Origin of the sequence: Rhizobium sp. Root1334 (assembly GCF_001426665.1) — a bacterium.
Lineage (GTDB): Bacteria > Pseudomonadota > Alphaproteobacteria > Rhizobiales > Rhizobiaceae > Pararhizobium.
Window position 1 is genome coordinate 115721 of record NZ_LMEY01000004.1, and the last position, 19027, is coordinate 134747.

General features: G+C 60.9%; 18 protein-coding genes. 10 read left to right on the forward strand and 8 right to left on the reverse strand.

Features of this window, described 5'->3' with window-relative positions; genetic code table 11:
• Positions 1-28: 28 nt before the first annotated feature.
• Entirely contained in the window at positions 29-1006 is a 978-nt protein-coding gene (locus ASD36_RS09855) for a GlxA family transcriptional regulator (protein WP_060503087.1), read from the reverse strand.
• Positions 1007-1096: 90 nt separating this feature from the next.
• Here ASD36_RS09855 and ASD36_RS09860 point away from each other — a divergent pair, with 90 nt between their 5' ends.
• From ASD36_RS09860 to ASD36_RS31010, 5 genes are all read left to right on the forward strand, one after another.
• The gene (locus tag ASD36_RS09860; RefSeq protein ID WP_060503164.1) at positions 1097-2347 is read left to right on the forward strand and encodes a sarcosine oxidase subunit beta family protein; all 1251 of its coding nucleotides are present in this window, start codon (positions 1097-1099) and stop codon (positions 2345-2347) included.
• Between the two features lie 9 nt (positions 2348-2356).
• Complete coding sequence (locus ASD36_RS09865) at positions 2357-2629, forward strand: sarcosine oxidase subunit delta (protein WP_060503088.1); 273 nt, start codon at positions 2357-2359, stop codon at positions 2627-2629.
• Entirely contained in the window at positions 2626-5580 is a 2955-nt protein-coding gene (locus ASD36_RS09870; RefSeq protein ID WP_060503089.1) for a sarcosine oxidase subunit alpha family protein, read from the forward strand. Before ASD36_RS09865 ends, ASD36_RS09870 begins: the two co-directional genes overlap by 4 nt.
• Positions 5573-6145 carry a sarcosine oxidase subunit gamma family protein gene (locus ASD36_RS09875; RefSeq protein ID WP_060503090.1) on the forward strand — a complete coding sequence of 191 codons (573 nt, stop codon included), beginning with the start codon at positions 5573-5575 and terminating at the stop codon, positions 6143-6145. Before ASD36_RS09870 ends, ASD36_RS09875 begins: the two co-directional genes overlap by 8 nt.
• 153 nt (positions 6146-6298) lie before the next feature.
• Positions 6299-6439, forward strand: coding sequence for a hypothetical protein (locus tag ASD36_RS31010; RefSeq protein WP_164491962.1), 141 nt, complete (start codon positions 6299-6301; stop codon positions 6437-6439).
• 45 nt (positions 6440-6484) lie between these two features.
• On the opposite strand, the gene hutC is transcribed toward ASD36_RS31010, so the two are convergent.
• Both hutC and ASD36_RS09885 read right to left on the reverse strand, forming a co-directional pair.
• A complete protein-coding gene (gene hutC / locus ASD36_RS09880) occupies positions 6485-7246 on the reverse strand; it encodes a histidine utilization repressor (RefSeq protein ID WP_244481989.1) in 762 nt (253 codons plus the stop codon).
• 97 nt (positions 7247-7343) lie between these two features.
• Positions 7344-8684 (reverse strand): formimidoylglutamate deiminase, encoded by a 1341-nt coding sequence (locus ASD36_RS09885; protein ID WP_060503091.1) that lies wholly within the window; start codon positions 8682-8684, stop codon positions 7344-7346.
• A gap of 100 nt (positions 8685-8784) precedes the next feature.
• On the opposite strand from ASD36_RS09885, the gene hutI reads away from it, so the two are divergent.
• From hutI to hutU, 4 genes are read left to right on the forward strand one after another with little or no spacing between them, the layout of a single operon-like run.
• On the forward strand, positions 8785-10035 hold the full coding sequence (gene hutI, locus ASD36_RS09890; RefSeq protein WP_060503092.1) for an imidazolonepropionase: 1251 nt from the start codon (positions 8785-8787) through the stop codon (positions 10033-10035).
• A gap of 47 nt (positions 10036-10082) precedes the next feature.
• Complete coding sequence (hutH, locus tag ASD36_RS09895; RefSeq protein ID WP_060503093.1) at positions 10083-11618, forward strand: histidine ammonia-lyase; 1536 nt, start codon at positions 10083-10085, stop codon at positions 11616-11618.
• Position 11619: 1 nt separating this feature from the next.
• Complete coding sequence (hutG, locus tag ASD36_RS09900) at positions 11620-12438, forward strand: N-formylglutamate deformylase (RefSeq protein WP_060503094.1); 819 nt, start codon at positions 11620-11622, stop codon at positions 12436-12438.
• Positions 12435-14108 carry a urocanate hydratase gene (hutU, locus tag ASD36_RS09905; protein ID WP_060503095.1) on the forward strand — a complete coding sequence of 558 codons (1674 nt, stop codon included), beginning with the start codon at positions 12435-12437 and terminating at the stop codon, positions 14106-14108. Before hutG ends, hutU begins: the two co-directional genes overlap by 4 nt.
• A gap of 4 nt (positions 14109-14112) precedes the next feature.
• Here hutU and ASD36_RS09910 read toward each other — a convergent pair whose 3' ends face one another.
• Together ASD36_RS09910 and ASD36_RS09915 are read right to left on the reverse strand one after the other, a co-directional pair.
• Positions 14113-14505, reverse strand: a complete 393-nt coding sequence (locus tag ASD36_RS09910) for a type II toxin-antitoxin system VapC family toxin (RefSeq protein ID WP_060503096.1) — start codon at positions 14503-14505, stop codon at positions 14113-14115.
• Positions 14502-14765 carry a type II toxin-antitoxin system prevent-host-death family antitoxin gene (locus tag ASD36_RS09915; RefSeq protein ID WP_060503097.1) on the reverse strand — a complete coding sequence of 88 codons (264 nt, stop codon included), beginning with the start codon at positions 14763-14765 and terminating at the stop codon, positions 14502-14504. Before ASD36_RS09915 ends, ASD36_RS09910 begins: the two co-directional genes overlap by 4 nt.
• A gap of 57 nt (positions 14766-14822) precedes the next feature.
• Between ASD36_RS09915 and ASD36_RS09920 the strand changes: the two genes are divergently transcribed.
• Positions 14823-15422 carry a HutD family protein gene (locus tag ASD36_RS09920; RefSeq protein WP_244481985.1) on the forward strand — a complete coding sequence of 200 codons (600 nt, stop codon included), beginning with the start codon at positions 14823-14825 and terminating at the stop codon, positions 15420-15422.
• Here ASD36_RS09920 and ASD36_RS09925 read toward each other — a convergent pair.
• The 3 genes from ASD36_RS09925 to hutH (ASD36_RS09935) are packed head-to-tail and all read right to left on the reverse strand — an operon-like array spanning position 15419 to position 19026.
• Positions 15419-16351, reverse strand: a complete 933-nt coding sequence (locus ASD36_RS09925) for an arginase family protein (protein WP_162246342.1) — start codon at positions 16349-16351, stop codon at positions 15419-15421. The two genes, ASD36_RS09920 and ASD36_RS09925, sit on opposite strands and share 4 nt — an antisense overlap.
• Positions 16352-16353: 2 nt before the next feature.
• Complete coding sequence (gene solA / locus ASD36_RS09930; RefSeq protein ID WP_060503099.1) at positions 16354-17511, reverse strand: N-methyl-L-tryptophan oxidase; 1158 nt, start codon at positions 17509-17511, stop codon at positions 16354-16356.
• Between the two features lie 21 nt (positions 17512-17532).
• Complete coding sequence (hutH, locus tag ASD36_RS09935; protein WP_060503100.1) at positions 17533-19026, reverse strand: histidine ammonia-lyase; 1494 nt, start codon at positions 19024-19026, stop codon at positions 17533-17535.
• Between the last annotated feature and the right edge of the window lies 1 nt (position 19027).

A 19027-nucleotide genomic window follows, 5' to 3' on the forward strand; every position in this document is an offset into this window, starting at 1 on the left:
AAATTTTCTCAACCCGGAAGAATATCGCTCAACGGACTGCGGTACCACTAATTTGCCTCTGGGATCGCGGTGGCTCGCCGAACGCGGCGCGGTAGCTGCGGGAAAAATGACCGGCGCTGGAAAATCCGGTCGCAAAAGCGATTTCCGAGATCGAAAGCGGGCTCTGTTGCAGCAGGCGGCGGGCATGATCGAGCCGTAGCTTGCGGTATTCCAGAAGAAAGGACGATCCCATCTGGCTCGAGAACAACCGGTCAAGATGACGCGGCGACAGGCCCGCCAAAGCCGCCATGGTCTGGCGATCGAGCGGGGCCTCGATTGTCGCTTCCATCTTTTCAAGCACTGCGAGCAAACCCGGGTGATTGACACGGTAGCGCTCTGCCAGCGATGCCCGCTGCGGCGCGCCGGAGCTTTCCACGTGGGTGTGCAGATACCAGTCGCTGACCCGGCGGGCGAAATCCGATCCCATGCGCTCCGCGATGAGTGCATGCATCATGTCGAGCGGCGCTACGCCGCCGCCGCAGGTGATACGGTTGCCGTCAAGCACATACCGCGCCTGACGTGGCGCAAGCGCCGGAAAGGCCTCCATCAATGCGGGGGCATGCTCCCAGTGGATCGTAAAATCCCGATCCTCCAGCAAGCCGGCTTCTGCCATCAGGTATGGACCGCCGGAAATCCCGCCGATGCGCACGCCGTCGCGGGCAAGCTGGCGCAGGCAGGCCAGCACCGGTGGCACATCCCAGTCAACCGGTGTACCGCCCGCGCAGACAAAGACAGTATGGAAACCCGAACCCCGTGACGGCAGGAGCGTTGCAGGAACCGGAATGCCCGATGAGGTCATGCCGGCGCTGCCTTCAGCAACATGCGCCGAAAGCGCATAAATATCCCGGCCGGCCAAAAGGTTTGCGGCACGCAGCGGCTCGACCGCCGAGGCATAGGACATCAGGGCAAATCCCGGAACGAGGATAAAGCCGACCTTTTGAACGTTTTTCAGGTCATCTGGTGCCATGTCCGAATTATGACTGAAAACGTCTCTTTACTGCAAGTACCCAAATGCAATCCTGTCATGATCGGCGCGGTTCACCGGGATTCATTTGCCATGCGCTACTCTGCCTTTTCCGTTTTTCTGAATGCCCTGCGCGGCAACAAAGGCTGGAGGCCAGCATGGCGCAGTCCGGTTCCGAAGAACCATTATGACGTTGTTATCATCGGCGGTGGCGGACATGGCCTTGCGACGGCCTATTACCTCGCCAAGGAGTTCGGCGTCACCAATGTGGCCGTGCTGGAAAAAGGCTATATCGGCTCCGGCAATGTCGGCCGCAACACCACGATCATCCGCTCCAACTATCTGCTGCAGGGCAACAACCCGTTTTACGAACTGTCGATGAAGCTCTGGGAGGGGCTGGAGCAGGATTTCAATTTCAACGCCATGGTCTCGCAGCGCGGCGTGCTGAACCTTTATCATTCCGACGCCCAGCGCGATGCCTATACGCGGCGCGGTAATGCGATGCGGCTGCACGGCGTCGATGCCGACCTGCTCGATCGAAACGCCGTGCGCCAGATGCTGCCCTTCCTCGATTTCGACAATGCCCGCTTCCCGATCCAGGGTGCCTTGATGCAGAAGCGCGGCGGCACCGTGCGCCATGACGCCGTTGCCTGGGGCTATGCCCGTGGCGCTGATATGCGCGGCGTCGATATTATCCAGAATTGCGAAGTCACCGGCATCCGCCGCGAAAACGGCCGCGTCGTGGGCGTCGAGACCAGTCAGGGCTTTATCGGTTGCGGCAAGCTGGCGTTGGCTGCCGCCGGCAACTCCACCACCGTCGCTGATATGGTCGACATGAAGCTACCGATCGAAAGCCACGTGCTGCAGGCCTTCGTCTCGGAAGGGCTGAAGCCCTTTATCGACAATGTCGTCACCTTCGGTGCGGGGCATTTCTACGTCTCCCAGTCTGACAAAGGCGGCCTGGTCTTCGGTGGCGATATCGATGGCTACAATTCCTATGCCCAGCGCGGCAATCTCGCGACAGTGGAACATGTCGCCGAAGCCGGTGTTGCGATGATCCCGGCCCTGTCGCGTGTCCGGGTTCTGCGCTCCTGGGGTGGCGTGATGGACATGAGCATGGACGGCTCGCCGATCATCGACCGCACGCATATCGACAATCTCTATCTGAACGCCGGCTGGTGTTACGGCGGCTTTAAGGCCACGCCCGCCTCCGGCTTCTGCTACGCCCATCTGATCGCCAGGAACGAGCCGCATGAAACAGGACGCGCCTTCCGGCTCGACCGGTTCGCACGCGGCCGGATGATCGATGAAAAGGGCGTCGGCTCGCAACCCAATCTGCATTGAGGACTTCACATGGCCAGCCTGATCGCCTGCCCCCATTGCGGGCCGCGCCCCAAGGAAGAATTCACCGTCAAGGGTGACGCCGCAATCGTCCGCCCGGCACCCGATGCCGGCGAGGATGCCTGGTATGCCTATGTCTACCTGCGCGACAATCCGCGCGGCCGTCACAAGGAATATTGGCATCACACCTCCGGCTGCCGCCGCTGGCTTGTGGTCGAGCGCGATACGATGACCCACATTGTCTATGCCATTACCGATGCCAGTGCTCCGGGAGAGACCGCATGAGTTCCTATCGTCTCCCCAAAGGCGGCCGCATCGACCGCGCCAAGCCACTCGATTTCACCTTCGACGGCAAACCGATGCAGGGTTTTGCTGGTGACACGCTGGCCTCGGCGTTGCTGGCCAATGGCCGCCAGCTCGTTGGCCGCAGCTTCAAGTATCACCGTCCACGCGGTATCCTGACCGCGGGTGCCGCCGAGCCGAATGCCCTGGTGACGATCGGCGAAGGCGGACGCACCGAAGCCAATACCCGCGCCACGCTCGTCGAGCTCTATCGCGGCCTGACGGCGAAAAGCCAGAACCGCTGGCCTTCGGTCGATTTCGATCTTGGCGCCGTCAACAGCCTGCTCTCGCCCTTCCTCGGTGCCGGGTTCTATTACAAGACCTTCATGTGGCCGGCAGCGTTCTGGGAAAAGGTCTATGAGCCGATCATCCGCAAGGCCGCGGGCCTTGGCCGCGCCACCTATCAGCCCGATCCCGACACCTACGAAAAATGCTGGGCGCATTGCGACCTGCTGGTCATTGGCGCCGGCCCTGCGGGGTTGGCCGCTGCGCTGACGGCTGGCCGCGCCGGTGCCCGCGTCATCCTTGCCGACGAAGGTTTTGAGCCGGGCGGTTCGCTGCTTTCCGAAACGGCGCCGGTCGGCGGAAAATCTGCGACCGATCTGCTGACAAAGACGCTTGCCGAACTGGCGGACCTGCCCAATGTCCGTATTTTCTCCCGCACGACCGTGTTTGGCTGGTACGATGGCAATGTCTTCGGCGCCGTCGAAAGCGTGCAGAAAAACACGGCCACGGTGGACCCGAACCGGCCAGTCGAGCGCATCTGGCGTATCGCCGCCAGAGAGGCAATCCTCGCCTCCGGCGCTGAAGAACGGCCGCTAGTATTCGGCGGCAACGATATTCCCGGCGTCATGATGGCGGGCGCTATGCGCTCCTATCTCAATCGCCAAGCCATCGCACCCGGAAAAAGCACGGTCCTCTTTACCAACGATGCCTCCGGTTACGCGACCGCTGCCGATCTGGAAGCGGCCGGCCTCGATGTCGCGGCCATTGTCGATAGCCGCCCGGATGCGGCACGCACCTGGTCCGGCAAGGCACGTATTCTCGCAGGCACTGTGGTCGATGCCAATGGCGGCAAGAACCTCAAGGACGTGACCGTCCTCAACAACGGCCGGACCGAAACCATCGAGGCAGACGCGCTCGGCATGTCCGGCGGCTGGAGCCCCATCATCCATCTTGCCTGCCATCGCGGTGCAAAGCCGGTCTGGTCGGATGCCAAAGCCGCATTTCTTGCACCGGAGAAGCAGGAGGGCCTGACCATCGCCGGGGCCGCCGCAGGCATCGGCAGTGTCGAAGCCTGCCTTGCAGACGGCGCCGGTAAAGCGGTGTCTGTCCTGCAGACACTCGGCTTCTCGAATGCAACGGCCGCTTTCGCCGCGGCAGCCGACACGGCAACCATTTCGAAACCGCTCTGGCGCATCCACGGATCGAAGGGCAAGGCATTCGTCGATTACCAGAACGACGTCCACCTCAAGGATCTCGGCCTGGCCGTCAACGAAGGCTATGGCCATGTCGAGCTTGCCAAGCGCTACACCACCAACGGCATGGCGACCGATCAGGGCAAGCTGTCGAACATCAACGCCATCGGCATTCTCGCCGAAGCGCGCAAGGTATCGCCCGCCGATGTCGGCACGACGACCTTCCGCCCTTTCTATACGCCGCTCTCCTTCGGTGCGCTGACCGGCGCTTCCAAGGGCAAGCACTTCCAGCCGGTGCGCAAATCGCCACTGCACGATTGGGCCAAAAAGAACGGCGCGGTCTTCGTCGAAACCGGCCTCTGGTATCGCTCCTCCTGGTTCCCGAAATCAGGCGAAACGACTTGGCGCGAGAGCGTCGATCGCGAAGTGCTGAATGTTCGTAAGAATGCGGGCATCTGCGATGTCTCGACCCTCGGCAAAATCGAAATCTTCGGCAAGGACGCAGCAGAATTCCTCAATCGGGTCTATTGCAACGCTTTCCTTAAGCTGCCGGTCAGCAAGGCGCGTTACGGCCTGATGTTGCGCGAGGATGGCATGATCTACGACGACGGCACGACCAGCCGGCTGAGCGAAACCCATTTCTTCATGACGACGACCACGGCCTATGCGGCCGGAGTCATGAACCATCTGGAATTCTGCGCCCAGGCGCTATGGCCCGATCTCGACGTCCAGTTCTCGTCTTCGACCGATCAATGGGCGCAGATTGCCGTTGCCGGGCCAAAGTCTCGCCTGATCCTGCAGACACTGGTGGATGAGGATATTTCCGATGCAGCCTTCCCATTCCTAGGCGCCAAGGAGGTGTCACTCTGCGGCGGCAAGCTGACCGGCCGCCTGTTCCGCATTTCCTTCTCCGGCGAACTGGCCTACGAACTGGCGGTTCCTGCCGGCTATGGCGAAGCGGTCGCCGATGCCATCATGGAAGCAGGCGCGCCGCACGGCATCTGCCCCTATGGGGTCGAGGCACTCGGCGTCATGCGCATAGAGAAGGGCCATGTCACCCATTCCGAAATCAACGGCACCGTCATTCCCTCCGATCTCGGCTTTGCCAAGATGGTCTCCACAACCAAGCCGGACTTCATCGGCAAGGCGATGCTGTCACGCGAAGGCATGACCGCGGATGACCGGCTCTCGCTCGTCGGCGTCAAGCCGCTCGATCCGGCGACAACCTTCAAGACGGGCTCCCATATCCTGTCGGACGGCGCCGTTCCGTCGCTCGACAACGATCAGGGTTATGTTTCCTCCAGCTGCTACTCGCCGAATCTTGGCTCGACCATCGGCCTGGCTCTGGTCAAACATGGCCCCACGCGTCACGGCGAACATGTCACCGTCTGGAACGACCTCAAAAACGAATACACCAAGGCCGTGCTGTGCAGCCCGGTTTTCTTTGATCCGGAAAACGGAAAGCTCCATGGCTGATTTTGCGCTCCTCCATCGCCCTGCCCTCGCCAACGCCAAGTCCGGCTCGTTTGGCGCACCATCCTCCAACGGGCGGATTACGATGACAGCCTTGCCGGAAGGACATGTTCTGCATGTTCTGGCCACGCGCGGCAGCGGTGATCTGACAGGGCTCATTCCCCGGATTGGCGACGGCAGCACGTATGCCGTGCGCCCGTATGGTCCTGGACAATGGTTCGTCATCGGTGACGCGCCTCTTTCGGCGGCGGAGATTTTCGGCAAGACACCGGTCCTGGATGGCAAGGCGTCCATTTCCGATCAAGGCCACGGTCGCGTCCGGATCGGCATCAGTGGCACGCCGGTGGAGGCGGTGCTTGCCAAGGGAACAGCGGTCGATCTCGCCGTGTCGAATTTCCCGGTTGGCCATTCGGCAATGACCCTGATCGGTCATATTTCGGCACTCATTTCCCGGACGGGACCGGAAAGCTTCGAGCTTCTTGTGCTGCGCGGCTTCGCCGAAAGCCTCTGGGATGAACTCATCGAGATGGGCCTTGAATTCGGCGTGGATGCAAAAACGGCACGTTAGAGCAACTGTCTCGTAAAGCAGCACTTTCCGTCCAATTTTCCGATTGTCTCAGCGCAAAGCATCGTCCATGCTTGTCGTGTTCGTGAAGTGAGACGCAGGCGGCCTGCCGTGCATTCCATTCGCGGATTTTGATTTTTGCAGGAGGATAGCGCCATGGCCAAAGGACAAGTAAAAAGCAACAAGGAAGTCAGGAAGCCGAAGAAGGACAAGGTTGCAGCCAAGGCAGCCACCCCTTTCGCCGCAACGACATCCAAGGAAGTACCCAAGCTCTCTGGCGCAAAGCCGAAGAAGTAAGGATGATTGATAAGGGCGGCGCTGGCGATCTGGCGCCGCCCTTTTCTATTTCGGCTGCGATGGCGTAAAGTTGGCAATCAGCGCGTGGCGTTCGCCCGGATAGATGAGGCGTACGTGGGTGACATAGGAGCCGTTGCTCCATGTCCGCCGCTCGACCGTCAAACACGGTGTTCCACTGGGGATTGCCAAGGCCGCCGCAATCGTCTCATCGGCCGCGATGGCCCGGATCGTATGTTCGGCCGCACTCCAGGGGACACGGTTCAGGAGCCACGGCCCCGGAGCTTCAACCTCAAAGCTCTCCGCCGCCGCATCCGGTACCGCCGTCAGATTGATCAGGCGCTGCTCGAAGCAAAATGGCCTCGCGCCTCCGAAATGCGTACAGTTTATCTCCAGAATCGAAGCCGTGGCATCGAGGTCGAGCCTGTTTTTATCGTCAGCCGTGCTGCGGCGCCGGGTCTTGCTCAGCAACCGGTAGTCATAGGCTAGCCCAAGCGACTGGACCTCCAGCTTGATGTCGCGAATTTCCAATACGGCCGATTGCGCCCGTGGCTGGGTGACATAACTCCCCGACTTACGCCGCCGCTCGATCAAGCCGGTCTTTGCCAGCTGCGTCAGCGCCTTGTTCACGGTCATCCGCGAACATTTGTATTGCTCGGCCAGATCCACTTCGAACGGAATGCGGAAGCCCGGCTGCCATTCACCCGAGAGAATGCGATCCTCGATATCGCCGAGGATACGCTGATGCAGAGACAGGTCGCCTGCACTTTCGGCAAGCGGCCCATCAACAGCCTGATCGATATCCTGCAATTTCACCAAGGTCTCACCTTCCGCACATCCGGTTCGGTACTAGCAGAAACTGTGTATCGCCGCTTGCCTGGAAAGACGTGGTAGCGAACCCCGCCGCTCAGGCCAACAGTTCACGCATGGCGGCACGGAATTTCGCCGATATTTCATCCCGCTTGTGGTGACGCCCGCCTTCGACCTGCTTCCGGCCTGCCACCCAGACAGTTTCAGGTTTCGTGCCGTTGGCAAACAGCCAGGAATCCAGAGCCGCATCCTCCGTGAGATCGCCATCCGGCGCCCGCAGGCTGACGAAATCCGCGGCATTGCCGGTAGCGATCCCGGCCTTCCCGGCCAGCGCAATCCCACCACCGTCGACACCACCATCAAACAAGGCACGGCCGGTCGACTGGCCGGGGGCCGCCAGAACATTGCGGGAGCGATGCGCCAGACGCTGCGAATATTCCAGCTGGCGCAGTTCGTCCGGCAGGCCGATCAGCACGTTTGAATCCGAACCGATGCCGAATTTGCCGCCCGCCTCACCGAACACGACCGCATTGAAGGTGCCGTCGCCGAGATTGGCCTCCGTGATCGGGCAAAGGCCGGCAATCGCCTTGCTCTTAGCCATCCGGCGGGTCTCGTCGTCGGTCATGTGAGTGGCATGGATCAGGCACCAGCGGCCATCGAGCCCGGCATTGTCGAGCAACCATTCGACCGGCCGCGCACCGGACCATGCGATGCAGTCCTCGACTTCCTTGACCTGTTCAGCCACGTGAATATGGATCGGACCATCTTTCGCCATCGCCACAACGGCCGAAAGCTCATCTGGCGTCACGGCCCGCAGCGAATGCGGCGCGACACCGACCCGGCCATCCGGCAATCCCTTGACGGCGGAACGGCAGCCATCGAGCAACCGCTCGAAGCTCTCGACCGTATTGATGAACCGGCGCTGACCTTCATTCGGTGCTGCGCCGCCAAAGGTCGAATGGGCATAGAAAACCGGAAGCAGCGTGAGGCCAATTCCTGTCCATGAGGCCGCCGCAGCGATCCGTTGCGCCATTTCGGAAATGTCGGCATAGGCATGCCCATCGATATCATGATGCAGATAATGGAACTCGCCGACGCGCGAGAAGCCCGCTTCCAGCATTTCCATATAGAGCTGACTGGCAACCGCTTCAGCATGATCCGGCGTCATCGTCAGCGCAAACCGGTACATGACATTGCGCCAGCTCCAGAAGCTGTCGGCGCCGGGGCCACGAGTTTCAGCGAGGCCCGCCATGCCGCGCTGGAAAGCGTGGCTGTGCAGGTTCGGCATGCCGGGTACCAGGATATCGTGCCGCTCATCACCCGTTCGCACCGCGGTGTCCGCCTCGATCGTAGCAATCTGGCCGCCCTCGATCGTCAGCCGTACATCCTTCTGCCATCCCGACGGCGTCAAAGCCGATTTCGCATGAATGCTGGCCAAGGCCTCATCCCTTCCTGACTGCGTTGTTCAAAAAAAACCACTTGCGCTCATTTTCTTTATGTCTATACATAATGACACGAAAAGGAAAGGCTAGAAAACGATGTCTTCCATAAAATCGCCGCCAGACAGCCCCCGGCCAACCACCTGTGATCGCCTCTGGCGAAACGCACGGCTTGCGACGCTCAACCCTTCCTTGCCGGGCCTTGGCCTTGTCGAAGACGGCGTCATTGCGGTTCAGGACGGCCGCATCCTTTTTGCCGGCAACGCGGCAGAACTGCCTTTCCCGATCGAAAACGCCGCCGAGATCATCGATTGTGGCGGCCGCTGGATTACACCGGGCCTGATCGACTGCCACACACATCTGGTTCACGCCGGTGACCGCGCCAACGAATTCGAGATGCGGCTTGCAGGCGCAACCTATGAAGAAGTCGCCCGTGCCGGTGGCGGCATCGTGTCCTCGGTCCGGTCGCTACGTAAAGCGAGCGAAGATGAGCTTGTCGCCCAGTCGCTTCCCCGTCTCGACGCCTTGATGGCTGAAGGTGTGACCACCGTCGAAATCAAATCCGGCTACGGTCTCGATCTCGAAAACGAAGCCAAGGCGCTACGCGCCGCGCGCCGTCTTGGTGAAGAACGCGACGTGGCTGTTCGCACCACCTTTCTTGGTGCACATGCGTTGCCGCCGGAATTCAAGGGCGACAAGGCCGGTTACGTGGCCAAGGTCGTTGGCGAAATGCTGCCGGCCATTGCAGCCGAGGGTCTGGCCGATGCGGTCGATGGCTTCTGCGAAGGCATCGCCTTCTCGACCGATGAGATGCGGCTGGTCTTCGATGCAGCCAAGGCCCACGGCCTGCCGGTCAAGCTGCACGCCGATCAGCTCTCCAACCTGCATGGCGCAGCACTTGCGGCCGAGTATGGTGCGCTGTCGGCCGATCATCTTGAATACACCGATGAAGCTGGCGCAGAGGCGATGGCAAAAAGCGGCACCGTCGCTGTCATTCTGCCCGGCGCGTACTACTTTATCCGCGAAACCAAGAAGCCGCCAATTGATCTTTTCCGCAAAGCGGGCGTCGCCATGGCAATCGCCACCGATAACAATCCCGGCACCTCGCCGCTGACCTCGCTGCTTTTGACGATGAACATGGCGGCAACATTGTTTGGCATGACAGTCACCGAGTGCATCGCCGGCGTGACCCGCGAAGCAGCAAGAGCGCTCGGCCTCGTCGACGAAGTGGGGACGCTGGAACCCGGAAAATGGGCCGATTTTGCCATCTGGAATATCGAGCGACCGGCCGAACTCGTCTATCGCATGGGCTTCAACCCGCTGCATGCGCGCGTCCGCAACGGACATTGATTTTAAAGCACGCGGTTGGGAGACCCGTGCATTGGTGAGGACTGCACATGACCCTTATTCTGCAACCGGGCTCCGTCCCGCTTTCGACCCTCGAAACCATCTACTGGACCGGCGAACCCGCCCGTCTCGATCCATCCTTCGACAAGGGCATCGAGAAGGCCGCCGCCCGCATCGCCGAGATCGCCGCTGGCAACGCGCCGGTCTACGGTATCAATACCGGCTTCGGTAAACTCGCATCGATCAAGATCGATGCCGCCGATGTCGCCACCCTGCAGCGCAATCTGATCCTGTCGCATTGCTGCGGTGTCGGTCAGCCGCTGGCTGAAAACGTCGTCCGCCTGATTATGGCGCTGAAGCTCGTTTCGCTCGGCCGCGGCGCGTCTGGCGTCCGGCTCGAACTCGTCCGGCTGATCGAAGGCATGCTCGAAAAGGGCGTCATCCCGGTCATCCCGGAAAAGGGCTCCGTCGGCGCTTCCGGCGATCTGGCGCCACTCGCCCATATGGCAGCGGTGATGATGGGCGAAGGCGAAGCCTTCTTCAACGGCGAACAACTGGACGGCCGCACCGCGCTTGAGCGTGCCGGCCTGACGCCGGTCGTCCTTGCCGCCAAGGAAGGTCTGGCGCTGATCAACGGCACCCAGACGTCGACAGCACTGGCGCTCGCCGGCCTGTTCCGCGCCCATCGCGCCGCCCAGTCCGCTTTGATCACCGGTGCACTTTCCACCGACGCCGCCATGGGCTCGTCGGCACCGTTCCATCCGGATATCCATACGCTGCGCGGCCACAAAGGCCAGATCGACGCCGCTGCGGCCCTGCGCGGCCTGCTCAAGGGCTCGGTCATCCGCGAAAGCCATATCGAAGGCGATGAGCGCGTACAGGATCCCTATTGCATCCGCTGCCAGCCGCAGGTCGACGGCGCTTGCCTTGATCTCCTGCGCTCGGTTGCCCGCACGCTCGAAATCGAAGCCAACGCCGTCACCGACAATCCGCTGGTACTCTCGGACAATTCCGTCGTTTCCGGCGGCAACTTCCATGCCGAGCCGGTCGCCTTCGCCGCCGACCAGATCGCCCTTGCCATCTGCGAAATCGGCGCCATTTCGCAGCGCCGCATCGCCCTTCTGGTCGATCCCGCCCTCTCCTACGGCCTGCCGGCGTTCCTCGCCAAGAAGCCAGGCCTCAATTCCGGCCTGATGATTGCCGAAGTCACCTCGGCAGCCCTGATGTCTGAAAACAAGCAGATGTCGCATCCGGCCTCGGTCGATTCGACGCCGACCTCGGCCAACCAGGAAGACCATGTCTCCATGGCCTGCCACGGTGCCCGCCGCCTGCTACAAATGACCGACAACCTTTTCGCCATCATCGGCATCGAGGCACTGACCGCCGCACAGGGCATCGACTTCCGTGCCCCCCTCGTCACCAGCCCGGAACTGACCGACGCCATCGGGGCAATCCGCAAGGTTGTCCCGACGCTGGACGTCGATCGCTACATGGCAACCGACCTCAAGGCAGCCAGCGACCTCATTGCCACGGGCGCACTGAACGCCGCGGTATCTACCGGCATTCTTCCGGTTCTGGGGGCCTGACGTGAGCGTCTTCGAAGTCAAACAGGGCACATCACCGATCATTCTCGGTTTCCCTCACACCGGCACTGATGTTCCGCCGGCCATCTGGGAGCGGCTGAACGATACCGGAAGGTTGCTGACCGATACCGATTGGCATATTCACCATCTCTATGATGGTCTGCTGCCGGATGTGACGACGGTGCGGGCCACCTTTCATCGCTACGTTATTGACGCCAATCGCGATCCGGAAGGCGTCAGCCTCTATCCCGGCCAGAACACCACCGGTCTCGTTCCCGAAACGGATTTCGATGGCGTTCCGATTTGGAAGGACGGCGAAGAGCCGGCCGAAGCCGATATCGCCGCCCGCCTCACCGATTTCCACGCGCCCTATCATGCGGCACTCTTGGCCGAGATCGAGCGGGTGAAGGCGATCCACGGCATCGCCGTGCTCTATGACTGCCATTCGATCCGGTCGGATATCCCGTTCCTGTTTGAAGGCACATTGCCCGATTTCAACGTCGGCACCGATATGAGCAAGACCTGCGATCCGGCCATTCAGGATGCTACTGTCGATGTCGTTCTGAACGCCGACGGCTATACCAGCATCCTCAACGGCCGCTTCAAGGGCGGATGGACGACCCGTCATTATAGTGATCAGGAAAACGGCGTTCACACGATCCAGATGGAGTTGGCACAGTCGACGCATCTGAGCACCGAAGCCCCGCCCTTTGCCTATGACAAGACCAAGGCAGCCAAGCTTCGCATTCACCTCAAAGAGATTCTCACGCGCATCGAAACAACGGCGCTGACATTGGCACACACCAAAAGGGGAACAAAATGACCAATCCTCGTCACAATATCCGCGACGTCCGCGCCGCCCGTGGCACCGAACTGACGGCAAAATCCTGGATGACCGAAGCACCGCTTCGCATGCTGATGAACAATCTCGACCCGGAAGTCGCCGAGAACCCGCATGAACTGGTTGTCTATGGCGGCATCGGCCGCGCCGCACGCACCTGGGCGGATTTCGACAAGATCGTCGAAACGCTGAGCGATCTCAACGAAGACGAAACCCTGATGGTACAATCGGGCAAGCCGGTCGGCGTGTTCCGTACCCACAAGGATGCGCCGCGCGTCCTGATCGCCAACTCCAACCTGGTGCCGCATTGGGCAACCTGGGATCACTTCAACGAGCTGGATAAGAAGGGTCTCGCCATGTACGGCCAGATGACAGCCGGCTCGTGGATCTATATCGGCACGCAGGGCATCGTTCAGGGTACCTACGAAACCTTCGTCGAGGCCGGCCGCCAGCATTACGGCGACAATCTCAAGGGAAAATGGGTGCTGACGGGTGGTCTCGGCGGCATGGGTGGCGCCCAGCCGCTCGCCGCCGTCATGGCTGGTGCCTGCTGCCTTGCTATCGAATGCAACCCGGATTCGATCGATTTCCGCCTGCGCACCCGCTATGTCGACGAAAAAGCCGAAACGCTCGATGAAGCGATGGAGATGATCAATCGCTGGACCAAGAACGGCGAAGTGAAGTCCGTCGGCTTGCTTGGCAACACCGCCGAAATCCTACCGGAAATGGTCCGCCGCGGCATCCGTCCCGACATGGTCACCGACCAGACCTCGGCTCACGATCCGGTCAACGGCTATCTGCCAAAGGGCTGGACGATGGGAGAGTGGAAGGAAAAGCGCGAAAGCGATCCGAAGGCCGTCGAAAAGGCTGCCCGCGCCTCGATGCGCGAACATGTCGAAGCAATGATCGCCTTCCAGGACATGGGTATCCCGACCTTCGACTATGGCAACAATATCCGCCAGGTCGCCAAGGACGAGGGTCTGGAAAACGCCTTCGCCTTCCCGGGTTTTGTGCCGGCCTATATCCGTCCGCTGTTTTGCCGCGGCATCGGCCCGTTCCGCTGGGCAGCCCTGTCGGGTGATCCGGAGGATATCCGCAAGACCGATGCCAAGGTGAAGGAACTGACGCCGGGCAACAAGCACCTGCACAACTGGCTCGACATGGCCGCCGAGCGCATCGCTTTCCAGGGCCTGCCGGCGCGCATTTGCTGGGTCGGCCTCGGTGACCGCCACCGCCTCGGCCTCGCGTTCAATGAAATGGTCAAGAATGGCGAGCTTTCGGCTCCGGTCGTAATCGGCCGCGACCATCTCGATTCAGGCTCCGTTGCCTCGCCGAACCGCGAAACGGAAGCGATGAAGGACGGTTCGGACGCCGTTTCCGACTGGCCGCTCCTGAACGCGCTGCTCAACACCGCATCCGGCGCCACCTGGGTGTCGCTGCATCATGGCGGCGGCGTCGGCATGGGCTTTTCGCAGCACTCGGGCGTGGTCATCTGCGCCGACGGCTCTGACGACGCCGCCCGCCGCCTCGAGCGCGTACTCTGGAACGACCCGGCAACCGGCGTCATGCGCCACGCCGACGCGGGCTACGACATCGCCATCGACTGCGCCAAGGAAAAGGGCCTGCGACTGCCGGGTATTCTCGGCAACTGAGGTTTTAGGTCAGCTGATATTTCGGAAGCCCGGGATAGCGCAGGACCATATCGTCAACCGATATGAGAGGAACCCCTTCGATAATCGCCTGAGCAATCAGGATGCGATCGAAGGGGTCCTTGTGAAGCAACGGCAACCCGGCAATTGCGATTGCGTGTTCGCTGTTGATCGGCAATTCGATGTATCCATTTTCGAGAAGACGATAACGCAGAACGAAAGGATCGGTGCGGAAGTCATCACGTGCCAGGCCGTGCTTGATCGCTGTTTCCCAGATGCTGGCCGGGCTGAACAGAAGCTCATTGCTCGTATCTTCGATGAGTAGCCTGACGTCAGTTGGCAGCAGATCGATATCGCCCGCCGCCCAGATCAGGATATGTGTATCGAGGAGAAATCTCATCGATCTTTGAACTTGTCGGGATTGCCGTAAAACATCTCTTCGATTTCATCGGCCATCATCCTATCGAAATTATCAGGCACGATGATTTCACCCTTCATGAAACCGATCCGGCGTTTTTTCGGCATTTCGGTTTCATCCAGTGGCACGAGCTTTCCAATCGGCTTGCCGGCCTTGGCAATGATGAAGGACTCGCCCTTCGACACTTTCTCCATCAAGCGTGACAAATGCGTCTTTGCCTCGTGAATATTGACCGTTTCCATCATCGCCTTCCTTCGGACTTAGTCCACTAAACTTAGTTCACGCCGTAGGGGTTTACAATGCGCGACGAACAGACATCCTTTCCCAGCCAACTTCACGTGCTGAAGGCCACCAATCATCGCCGCATGCCGTGGAAAAACGGTGGCGGTGAGACCGTCGAGATCGCTATTTTCCCGCTGGGAGCCGATCTGTCTGCGTTCGGCTGGCGGGTCAGCATGGCAACAGTTGCCAGCGATGGCCCGTTTTCAGTGTTTGCCGGTATAGACCGCACCCTGTCGATCCTTGAGGGCGAAGGTATGGAACTGGATATTGCCGGTCGAAAGCCAGTCGTATTGACCCGAGCGTCCGAACCACTCGCATTTCCGGCCGATACAGCAACCTCGGCACGGCTGGTATCTGGCACGATCGTCGATCTCAACGTGATGACCCGGCGGGACCGCTGGGCGCACCAGGTTGAGCGGCGCGTGTTTGAAGGCGACCATCCTCTCGATGCCGAAGGCGGCGTAACGATGCTTCTGTCGCTTGGCAATCTGCGGATCGACAGCGGTGAGCACGCCGAGGAACTGACCCGGCTCGACTGTGCCATCATCGAAGGCCCTTGCCGCATCAGTTCGGATATGCCCGTTGAAGCTTATCTGGTCCGCATCAGCTCCGTTTAACGGCCATTCTTGCGGGCCAGATTGCCTAGCACATGGCAAATCAACCGGCCGACCACAGTCGCGGTCATTCCGTTGACATCGGCCTTCGGTTGAAACTCGACGATCGAAAAGCCAGCGAGTGTGCGGCCCGTCATTGCCGAGGCGATGAGATCGGTAACTTCCTCAAGCCATAGACCTCCGGGTGACATTGCGTTGACGCCTGGGCAGATCGACGGGTCCAGCGCATCGACATCGATATGGATGAGCAATGCACCATCACGCGGAATGGCGTCGGCGATCTCCACAACGCCGTTTGCCCGAACCTGACGCACCGTAACCAACCGCGAACCCCAGCGTTTCGCCGTCTCGACTTCTTCGCGGCGCGCACTGCCGACAGCGCGAAGACCGACCTGGGTCATGGAACGCACGAACGGAAGCTCGGAGGCGCGCCGCATCGTGCTGGAATAACCAAGCGGCTCGTCGCCGATCCGGTCGCGCCAGTCGATATGCGCGTCGATCTGCAGGATATGCAGCGTTTCGGCATCCGAGAAACCGCGCATGAAGGGGATGGCGGCGGAATCATCGCCACCGATGAGAAGCGGAATAGCACCGGCTGCCCGGATGTACCGGGTTGCCGCTTCAATCGCGGCGCGATTACCCGCATTATCATCATAGTGCGTAACGACATCACCCAGGTCCACGACATCCAGCGCGCCATCGTTCAGCAAAGGCCCATCGAAATCGAAATCCCAATGATCGACATGCACGGACGCTTCAGTGATCGCCCTGCGGACAGCATCCGGCGCTGATATACCAGGCTTATCGGGAATACTGCGGGGATAAGCCGTTCCATGAACAGCACCAAAAATCGCGACCGATCCCGCTTGGGCGTCGCTCGCGGCTGGCAGATTAAAGAAAGTCTCTCGTACCGGCTGAAGTGTGTAGGTCATGCTCATGCAGCCCGCGCTGCCAGAAATCGGTCCATTGCCGCGAACGAAAACGCTCCAATCGGCAGATCGGTGCCGCCATCCAGAGCCAGATCAGCCAGGATTTCGCCGACGACGCTGGTGAACTTGAACCCGTGCCCGGAGCAGGGTGACGCCACGACGATGCGTTTGTCACCCGGCATCAGGTCGAGCAGGAAATCCTCACTCGGCAGCATCGTATAGCGGCAGGTGGTGGAGCGCACGCGCAAGCCGGCCGCAGTTGGTAGACGGCGCTTGATAAAGCTGTCGAGCAGATCCGTATCCCTGTCATTGACGGGCGGATTGGGCTGGTTCGGATCGATCGGCTCGCGGAAATGCGCATGACGGCCCACTTTGACACCGTCGACGCCGATCGCCGGAAAGCCGAAGAACGAGCCATTCTCTCCCTCGTCGCGAATGAACACCGGCATGCGCTGCGGCATCGTGACGAAACCGTCCGTTGGCTGGTACCAGGAGACCACCTGCTTGATCGGCACCGCATGATCGCGCAACGCCGGCACCAGCTCGCCAATCCACGAGCCGGTCGCGATGATCACCTTGCTGGCATGATAACGTCCGGTCTCAGATACGATGATTACGCCACTCTCGCCCGGCTCGATCGCGGTCACCTTCTCGCCGAAATGCAAAGCCGCCCCATCGGCGGCGGCCAGCTTGAGATGACCCATGACCGCCGCTTCAGGCCGCAGATAGCCGCCCTGCGGGTCGAGCAATGCGATCTCGTCAGCATCCAGCGAAAACACCGGAAAACGGCTGCGCATCTCGTTTGGATCCAGCGTTTCCAGCGGCAGGTTGTGTAGCGCGCAGCTCTTCCTGGTGCCGCTGACGATCTTGCTGTCAGGCTTGCCAATCTGCAGCACGCCGGTGATTGTCAGGATATCTTCGCGCAACCGTGCTTCCAGAGCCCGCCAATTGGCATAGGCGCGCTGCAGCAATGGCACATAGGATGGATCCTCGAAATAGCCGAGCCGGATCAAACGGCTATCGCCATGCGACGAACTCAGCGCATGGGCCGGATAGTAGGCATCGATGCCGATTGCCTTGACGCCGCGCGCGGCCAGATGCGCAATGGCGGCACTCCCCATGGCGCCAAGGCCGACAACAGCAACGTCGAAATGGGCGGTCATGGCAGTATCCTTCCGGGAATTTCAGGTGTGTGGAGGCAGCGGTCTGCGCAGGAGATCGCGGGCCTTTTCCAAATCCCAGCCGAGCGGCCGGTCGTCGGCATAGGTTGGCACATCCGCACGGATATGGCGATAGAGTAGATCGGTCCCCGCTGCTCTCGACGCAACGCCCGTTTTGAAGTCCTGCGCCTGTGCGGCGGCGGCAAACTCGATTCCGAAGATCTGTTCAGCGTTGTCGATGACAGCAAGAAGCTTGTTGGCGGCGGCCGTCGGATGTCCGAGAAAATCCTCCTGCAGTGCCGACGTAATGCCGCCATCAAGGCTGGCGGGCGCGCCAAGACGCCGGTTTTCCGCCGCAAGCGCAGCTGCCGTATATTGCGCGATCATGAAGCCGGAACCAGCACCCGGGTCCGCAGCCAGAAACGCAGGCAGGCCGCTGACCAGCGGATTGACGAGACGGTCGATCCGGCGCTCGCTCATCATCGAAATCTGGGCAATAGCGATGGCGAGGCTATCCAGAGCCTGGCCAAGCGCCGGGGCGACGGCATGGGCCTCGGAGGAGACCACCGGTGCTTCCGGCGTGCCGGAGACAGCGGGATTGTCGGTGACGGAGGCCAGTTCCTGATTGACGACGGCACTCGCAAAATCGAACACGTCCCACCCGGCACCATGGGCATGCGGAACGGAACGCAGGCTGAGGGCGTCCTGTGTGCGCACGCCTTGCGCGGCCTCGATCAATCCGCTCCCGGCCAGCCGCTCGCGCAAGGTCCTGCCGACCTTCTCGATCCCCGCAGACTTGCGAAGCGCGAGCACATCCGCGTCAAAGGCTGCCATCTGGCAGCCAAGCGCTTCGATCGTCAGTGCGGCAATGGAGTCGGCCCAATCCAGCAGCTGCTCCGCCCGCTGTAAGGCGACCGCTCCAAGCCCCACGGAGCAGGCCGTGCCATTGACGAGGCTCAGGCCTTCCTTCGCCTGCAAAACAAGTGGCGCAACGCCAAGCGTCTTCAACGCCTCGGCACCGGTCACCATGTTACCCTTCAACCGGGCCTTGCCCTCGCCGATCAGCACCAGTGCGATATGCGCATTGTGGCTGAGATATCCGGCCGACCCTTTGGATGGCACTTCGGGAATGCAGTCTTCGCGCAGAAAGGTTTGCAGCAGTTCAACGATCGCCGGGCGCACACCGGAATGGCCGTGTGAAAAATTGGCGATCTGGGCTGCGATGATCGCGCGGACTTCCCGCGCTTCCAGTCGTGGGCCGACGCCACAGGCGTGACTGAGGATAATATTGCGCGACAAGCGGCTTTGAGAAGGACGGTCAACGACCGTATCAGCAAGAGCACCAACGCCGGTATTGACACCATAGGCCCGTACGCCGCTTTCAACGATCGCCGAGACAATGTGGCTTGCCGTCTCAACCCGCTGTCTGGCCGCATCGGAAAGAGTAAGCGTTGCGCCACTGGCAACCGCCGCTACGGCGCGCCAGTCGAGCGCGCTCTCAAGCACGATATCCTGCACG

What these genes read in the sequence shown, in the direction of transcription:
- ASD36_RS09915 (WP_060503097.1), bottom strand. Translation starts at nt 14,765, where the DNA reads ATGGAAACGGTCAATATTCACGAGGCAAAGACGCATTTGTCACGCTTG.
- ASD36_RS31010 (WP_164491962.1), top strand. Translation starts at nt 6,299, where the DNA reads ATGGCCAAAGGACAAGTAAAAAGCAACAAGGAAGTCAGGAAGCCGAAG.
- ASD36_RS09920 (WP_244481985.1), top strand. Translation starts at nt 14,823, where the DNA reads ATGCGCGACGAACAGACATCCTTTCCCAGCCAACTTCACGTGCTGAAG.
- hutI (WP_060503092.1), top strand. Translation starts at nt 8,785, where the DNA reads ATGTCTTCCATAAAATCGCCGCCAGACAGCCCCCGGCCAACCACCTGT.
- ASD36_RS09875 (WP_060503090.1), top strand. Translation starts at nt 5,573, where the DNA reads ATGGCTGATTTTGCGCTCCTCCATCGCCCTGCCCTCGCCAACGCCAAG.
- ASD36_RS09855 (WP_060503087.1), bottom strand. Translation starts at nt 1,006, where the DNA reads ATGGCACCAGATGACCTGAAAAACGTTCAAAAGGTCGGCTTTATCCTC.
- ASD36_RS09865 (WP_060503088.1), top strand. Translation starts at nt 2,357, where the DNA reads ATGGCCAGCCTGATCGCCTGCCCCCATTGCGGGCCGCGCCCCAAGGAA.
- hutU (WP_060503095.1), top strand. Translation starts at nt 12,435, where the DNA reads ATGACCAATCCTCGTCACAATATCCGCGACGTCCGCGCCGCCCGTGGC.
- hutH (WP_060503093.1), top strand. Translation starts at nt 10,083, where the DNA reads ATGACCCTTATTCTGCAACCGGGCTCCGTCCCGCTTTCGACCCTCGAA.
- ASD36_RS09910 (WP_060503096.1), bottom strand. Translation starts at nt 14,505, where the DNA reads ATGAGATTTCTCCTCGATACACATATCCTGATCTGGGCGGCGGGCGAT.
- ASD36_RS09860 (WP_060503164.1), top strand. Translation starts at nt 1,097, where the DNA reads ATGCGCTACTCTGCCTTTTCCGTTTTTCTGAATGCCCTGCGCGGCAAC.
- ASD36_RS09925 (WP_162246342.1), bottom strand. Translation starts at nt 16,351, where the DNA reads ATGACCTACACACTTCAGCCGGTACGAGAGACTTTCTTTAATCTGCCA.
- ASD36_RS09870 (WP_060503089.1), top strand. Translation starts at nt 2,626, where the DNA reads ATGAGTTCCTATCGTCTCCCCAAAGGCGGCCGCATCGACCGCGCCAAG.
- solA (WP_060503099.1), bottom strand. Translation starts at nt 17,511, where the DNA reads ATGACCGCCCATTTCGACGTTGCTGTTGTCGGCCTTGGCGCCATGGGG.